This window comes from Desulfobacterium sp. N47, from assembly GCF_051233685.1.
Taxonomy (GTDB): Bacteria; Desulfobacterota; Desulfobacteria; order Desulfobacterales; family RPRI01; genus RPRI01.
Genome location: NZ_JBAMMY010000283.1, coordinates 1 through 5,214, shown reverse-complemented (window position 1 = coordinate 5,214; position 5,214 = coordinate 1). Strand labels below are relative to the sequence as shown.

General features: G+C 42.0%; 10 protein-coding genes. 1 reads left to right on the top strand and 9 read right to left on the bottom strand.

Translation table 11 applies throughout. The annotated features are described in order from the left end of the window. Positions 1-245: HU family DNA-binding protein (locus VXK47_RS17995; protein ID WP_435550169.1), on the top strand; the 245-nt coding region annotated here is incomplete at its 5' end. Between the two features lie 183 nt (positions 246-428). Here the strand turns inward: VXK47_RS17995 and VXK47_RS17990 are convergent. The 9 genes from VXK47_RS17990 to VXK47_RS17950 form a co-directional block, all read right to left on the bottom strand. Then, entirely contained in the window at positions 429-1,205 is a 777-nt protein-coding gene (locus VXK47_RS17990) for an AP2/ERF family transcription factor (protein WP_435550168.1), read from the bottom strand. 148 nt (positions 1,206-1,353) lie between these two features. Further along, a complete protein-coding gene (locus VXK47_RS17985) occupies positions 1,354-2,316 on the bottom strand; it encodes a Fic family protein (protein WP_435550167.1) in 963 nt (320 codons plus the stop codon). A gap of 3 nt (positions 2,317-2,319) precedes the next feature. Then, positions 2,320-2,454: a hypothetical protein gene (locus tag VXK47_RS17980; protein WP_435550166.1), complete on the bottom strand. Its 135-nt coding sequence runs from the start codon at positions 2,452-2,454 to the stop codon at positions 2,320-2,322. A 1-nt stretch (position 2,455) separates the two neighbouring features. Continuing rightward, on the bottom strand, positions 2,456-2,665 hold the full coding sequence (locus tag VXK47_RS17975; RefSeq protein WP_435550165.1) for a hypothetical protein: 210 nt from the start codon (positions 2,663-2,665) through the stop codon (positions 2,456-2,458). Then, positions 2,658-3,146 (bottom strand): type II toxin-antitoxin system VapC family toxin, encoded by a 489-nt coding sequence (locus VXK47_RS17970; protein ID WP_435550164.1) that lies wholly within the window; start codon positions 3,144-3,146, stop codon positions 2,658-2,660. The genes VXK47_RS17975 and VXK47_RS17970 overlap by 8 nt, the downstream gene beginning before the upstream one ends. 17 nt (positions 3,147-3,163) lie before the next feature. Then, a complete protein-coding gene (locus tag VXK47_RS17965; protein WP_435550163.1) occupies positions 3,164-3,613 on the bottom strand; it encodes a hypothetical protein in 450 nt (149 codons plus the stop codon). Between the two features lie 33 nt (positions 3,614-3,646). Next, positions 3,647-4,000, bottom strand: coding sequence for a DNA-binding protein (locus tag VXK47_RS17960; protein ID WP_435550162.1), 354 nt, complete (start codon positions 3,998-4,000; stop codon positions 3,647-3,649). Positions 4,001-4,009: 9 nt separating this feature from the next. After that, positions 4,010-4,300 (bottom strand): type II toxin-antitoxin system RelE/ParE family toxin, encoded by a 291-nt coding sequence (locus tag VXK47_RS17955; RefSeq protein ID WP_435550161.1) that lies wholly within the window; start codon positions 4,298-4,300, stop codon positions 4,010-4,012. A 132-nt stretch (positions 4,301-4,432) separates the two neighbouring features. Further along, complete coding sequence (locus tag VXK47_RS17950) at positions 4,433-5,011, bottom strand: hypothetical protein (RefSeq protein WP_435550160.1); 579 nt, start codon at positions 5,009-5,011, stop codon at positions 4,433-4,435. Positions 5,012-5,214: the final 203 nt, after the last annotated feature.

Sequence of the window (5,214 nt, the reverse complement as noted above, 5' to 3'; positions counted from 1 at the left end):
TAGCTGCCGATGCAAAAATCACAAAAACTGCTGCTGTTGCAGCGCTGGATTCATTTACCAAAAATGTCACCAAGGCATTAAAATCGAAAGATGGTAAAGTTACCCTCGTTGGTTTTGGAACATTCTCAAAAGCAAAACGCGTTGCTCGTAAGGGCAGAAATCCCCAGACAGGTGCAGAAATCAAAATTAAAGCACGTAATGTTGTAAAAATTAAAGCCGGAAAAAAGTTAAAAGAAGCTGTGTAGGCCAGAAAATAATTTTTCCACTAAAAAAGCCGCAACTTTTTTATTACGTATAACACCTACTACTGTTCGGTGATGGGTGGCTATCAGAGTTGAGGATTACGATTAGAAAGAAAGTAACACGAAAACCAGTGGTTTATCTGGTGAATTTATTTGTTGTGCAAAAGGCAAGACCTGTCCGTGGCGTTAATTATAAACCTCAATTTCCATTTCTTTCCGCCACTCCACAGCTAACTGAAACGCAAGCTTTTCACCATATTTATTAATAGAGAATTTCCGACTCTTTGTCTTGTTTGGCTCTACAGGGATATAACTATAATAATACCCACCTGACAGGGCAACTCCGTTGACATCCGAAGTATTTGCAACATGCAGTTTTTTTCTGAACCGTCGCCCTTCGGCATAGGGCATATTGTGAAGTTCAAGTTGCCGCTTCTTTTCTTCTTTAGCGAGCTTAAGAGCATTAGAAGCTGTTCCATAACGGTTATCACGAAACACTCTATCGCATACTACTTCATCGCCAATTTGTATTTTCAGTTGCCAACCATGCCCTGAATCTATATCATCGACGCGATAGATATATTTCACAGCAATGCTCTGATATTCCTTTTTTCTTTGTTTAAATGCTTGCTGCGCTTTTTGACGATTTTCTATAGTGGTCTTCTTTTTTGTTCGTGCCGCAAGGTTAGCCTTAAGAACACTCTGTTTGTGTTTGAAATTCCTTCGCGCAAGCTCTACGGGAATAATAGAATATCCGTGTATTCTTAATTCACTGTCTCTTCGCCACTTGATAGCCAACCGTAGTGCCTCAGCTTTCCCATATTTTTTCACGGAAAATTTCTTAGATTTTCTCTTGCCTGAACCAATTGCAATATAACTGTAGCAAAAGCTGTCTAAGGCAGATACTCCAGTCACTCCGGTCTTGTTGGTGCTCTTTGTTTTAGTGGGTAGATTTCGCATCATGCTGAGACTCATTTGACATTGATTCACCTTTGATTTCCAGCTTCAACATACGCTTAAGCGGTAAAGCATCATTGGCGCGGTTTGTGCGTCAACGAGCGAAGCGAGCAGCACAAACCGTGACAATAGCTTTATCCGCTTGAAGCGATTGTTAGCCACCTTTTTTTTTATACTTAGTCATCCGTCCAATTCCGGAAATATCTATTAATTCGTCATCTAACATTTGCTTTAAATCACGACTAGCAGTGGCCGTTGATATTCCCTTGCAAACTCTCATATAGTCTTTGCGATCAAACCAATCATTCAATTCTATCAATGCGGATTCTACTCGTTTTTTATGATCAATATTAGGAACATTTGCTTCATCAATTGTTTCGCGTAGTGATTTATTAATTGCATCAAGCATAAATTCAATAAATTTTGTTGATCTTCCTGTACTGTCTGATTCTTCTAATGCCTCATAATATTTATCTTGATTTTCTTTTATAACTTTTTCTACTGGAACAAATTCAAATATTGGATTAACACTCATCAACAGCCGAGTTTGCCAGAATCGCCCCATCCGTCCATTTCCATCTTCAAATGGATGAATAAATTCCATTTCATAATGGAACACACAGCTTTTTATAATATCAATATCAGAATCTTTCTTTACATATTGGAACAAGTCATTCATCAAGCCTGGAACCCTATCATATCCAGGGGCAATATGTGATACATCGTTCCCCTTCAAGATTCCAACCTGAATATTTCTAAAACTACCAGAACGCTCTACTAAACCATTCATTAATACATCATGAGCCTTCAAAAAATCATTAATCGAAAAAGGACCAAAGAATGGCAATTTATCATATGCAGCAATTGCATTTTTGACTTCAAGAATATCCTTTTTAGGACCAATTACTGGTGTTTTATCTAGGATCGCAGATATGTTATCAATTCCAAGAGTATTTCCTTCAATTGCCAAGGATGAATGAATAGTTCTAATTCTATTTTGTCGTCTTAGTCGTGCTTCGGGTTTTACTAGCAGCAAGCTCTTACAAATGCCAAGAGCTTCAGTTATTCGACCATATAATGAGAGAATGGTATTGGTTATCTCGTATGGTGGCTTCATATCCTATATGATAGCATCATTTGATACTATCATGCAAGCCATTTTCTTCGGCCCGAAGGGTCTGGCTAACGACCAAGCTGAGTTGCGGCGGCCAAGAACCTCGCCGCGTAGCGCCACCGCCGCGCTTTCCGCCGTCAACTCAAGCGCCTTGTTCGGCGATTTTATGTCGTTGATTTTTCCTTTTCCTGTTTTGTCCTGCGGTTTTCATTGCACGCAGGTCAACAACTTTCTGACCAGCCGATAGCCCTTTCGCCTTGAGATGGGCGACAAGAGCGTCTACGTTGTAAGCATGTTCGTGTGCGATGCCGTCTTTAATTTTCCATAGTTCTTCGATGATTTCGTCAGCCATCTTCGTTTACCCCCATAAGTTCTTGTGGAGTGCAAATCTCTGAGCACACGTAGCCATGTGCGGCACATACTTTTCTCACTATAGGTTTCATCTCAGCGTTGTCAATATGCCGGCAGTTCCATGTCAGAAGATAGTCAACACCGTGAACGGCTGCTATTGCGATATGAAGGGAGTCATCCAACGCTTTTGCCGGAAGCGCGCCTTCTTGGAGGAGCGCTTTGGATAAGGCGACGACAGCTTCGGTGATTGCCAGAAGTGGGATGTCGGACAGGGCGTTGAGCCGCCGTGATGCGGCATCTGGATTTCCTCTTCCAGCCTCTTCGGTAACGACGGTGGAGGTGTAAAGATTGAACCGGCTGCTTTGAGTATCCCACCAGTCACTGGTTATTTTCTGCCAGGCTGCGGCCAGCAAATCGCTTGTGGGACGAGCCGTGAGATACGAGACGATTGAGGTTCCGATGTAGACAGTCTTTTCCTCCATAATAACGGCCCCCATGCTCAACCTTTATTTGCTTTGGCGAAAATGAACCATGTAAATATACGGTCTTCGTTTTCCCTAGGATCCTTATCACGGCGAACTTTACCAGACGATAGAGCAGCAAAGTTATGCCCCATAAGAAATTCGATAAGGGCAAAACACTCCTCTATTTCTACTACTTCCCGAAAACACCCAGTGCCACTTCGGACGGTTAATGATGCTTTGTCTTGAGGAGATTCAAATGGTTGAATTTCAATATCTACAAGGTGAGAAGACAAAATTTGAGCATATTGTTGTTTCCGTTTGGCTCGTTCTTTTTCCTCTTGCTCCTTGAGCACCAGTTGCATTCGCGATGTATTTTCTGATTCCTTCTCAACAGTTGAGTCAGAATTGTTGACTTCCCCACACATCATATCAATTTCTCTGAACAGTTCTCGATAATTTTTCTTTTTTATTTGCTTATCTGCCATGCTGCCTCCTGCCAGTAGTGCCGAACGCAAAACTCAGAGGCTTCTGTCCGCTGAAGTGATTTGTTGGGCGATTTTTGCAATTTTATGCATGTCTTTTCTCTGCCCGTGAACATGCAACTTGAGACCCAGAGCGTGAGTCACCTTCAAAATCGTCGCAAAGCTCGGATTTCCCTCGCCGGAAAGTGCTTTGTACAAGCTCTCACGGCCCAATCCGGTGTCCTTGGCAAGTTGGCTCATGCCACGGGCGCGGGCGATGGTGCCAAGCGCTTTGGCGATGAAGGCTGCATCGTCGCCAGCTTCTTCCATGCAAGCTTCAAGATACAGGACCATGTCCTCCTCGGTTTTGAGATATTCAGCGCTATCCCATTTGCGCAGCTTCAATGTCATGTCGTCCTCCTACAATTTGCCCGCCAGTTGTAGCGCGGTCTTGATATCCTTGCTCTGTGTAGACTTGTTGCCTCCCGCCAGTAAAATCACCAGTTCTATGCCGCGTTGTACGAAATACACTCGATAGCCCGGCCCATAGTGAATTCGCATCTCCGATACACCCTCACCCACCGGCGAGCAATCACCGAAATTGCCATCTTCGGCCCGGTCGATGCGTGCTTGAATGCGCGCTACTGCCCGCTTGTCTTTCAGGCTGGCAAACCAAGCATCGAAGGTGTCGGTAGTCTGAATACTAATCATGACTTATATCTGTAGCATATGGGATACAAAAAGGCAAGAACTATTTGATACGGCTCGGTACCGGCAAGCCCAACGCCTTAAATAACCTGCCGCCGCCACTGGAATAGTTTCAGCGAAAGCAGCTCCCGGCGGTCAGGTGATTTTTTTGTTAGCCTCTGGAAATAGGCACAATTGTTCGTTTTTGATTGCAATAATTTTTTCTTTTAGTTTTATTTTTTGATTGGCTTTTTCAAAAGCACTGTCGCTCATTTTTGACACCAATTGCTCAAACTCTTTAGAATTGCTTACATTAATAAACTGCTTTGCTTTGTTAACAAAAACAACGGATGTTTTTTTACGTATAAGTAATTCATAAACATTGCTTAATGTGCCAGTGCTTTTTGAATCCCAAATCATAAGCCCATAGCCGCATTTTTCGGCCATTACTATGTCCTTAGCAGTAAAAAATGATCGTGTGTTAGGCTTGTGATTAGTATCAACTGTTTTTAATTCCCATTTACCTATATTGTTTCTAGGGTAGTTTCCGGCACAATAAACTATTACATTTTCATATGATTTGTTTGCCAAAATTTGTTGAATTGAAGCATCGACACCATCTGCATCACCGACAAGAATAGTAAAATTTTCACGAATGATATTTTCAATACGGTCGATTACCATTTTGTGAATATTTTCAATCCGCATCGATCCAGATATAAATATATTTTTCATAGCTATTTTGTCCTTGAAAAAGCAGCCACATAAACATTATTAACTTTTCCATAAGTGCTAATTCAATGCCGTTGAATTAAGCTGGTTGCCGATAAGCCGGGTTAAACTTTTTATTTCGCTTTTTGAAAATTCGTTTATTACTTCTACCAGGCCGGATTGCATCGACACATTTGAGAATGAGCGCCTGTAGATCCTCAATAATA

Excerpts from the sequence above, each read along its gene's own strand:
- VXK47_RS17990 (WP_435550168.1), bottom strand. The coding sequence starts at position 1,205 with ATGATGCGAAATCTACCCACTAAAACAAAGAGCACCAACAAGACCGGA.
- VXK47_RS17970 (WP_435550164.1), bottom strand. The coding sequence starts at position 3,146 with ATGGAGGAAAAGACTGTCTACATCGGAACCTCAATCGTCTCGTATCTC.
- VXK47_RS17985 (WP_435550167.1), bottom strand. The coding sequence starts at position 2,316 with ATGAAGCCACCATACGAGATAACCAATACCATTCTCTCATTATATGGT.
- VXK47_RS17960 (WP_435550162.1), bottom strand. The coding sequence starts at position 4,000 with ATGACATTGAAGCTGCGCAAATGGGATAGCGCTGAATATCTCAAAACC.
- VXK47_RS17955 (WP_435550161.1), bottom strand. The coding sequence starts at position 4,300 with ATGATTAGTATTCAGACTACCGACACCTTCGATGCTTGGTTTGCCAGC.
- VXK47_RS17950 (WP_435550160.1), bottom strand. The coding sequence starts at position 5,011 with ATGAAAAATATATTTATATCTGGATCGATGCGGATTGAAAATATTCAC.
- VXK47_RS17965 (WP_435550163.1), bottom strand. The coding sequence starts at position 3,613 with ATGGCAGATAAGCAAATAAAAAAGAAAAATTATCGAGAACTGTTCAGA.
- VXK47_RS17975 (WP_435550165.1), bottom strand. The coding sequence starts at position 2,665 with ATGGCTGACGAAATCATCGAAGAACTATGGAAAATTAAAGACGGCATC.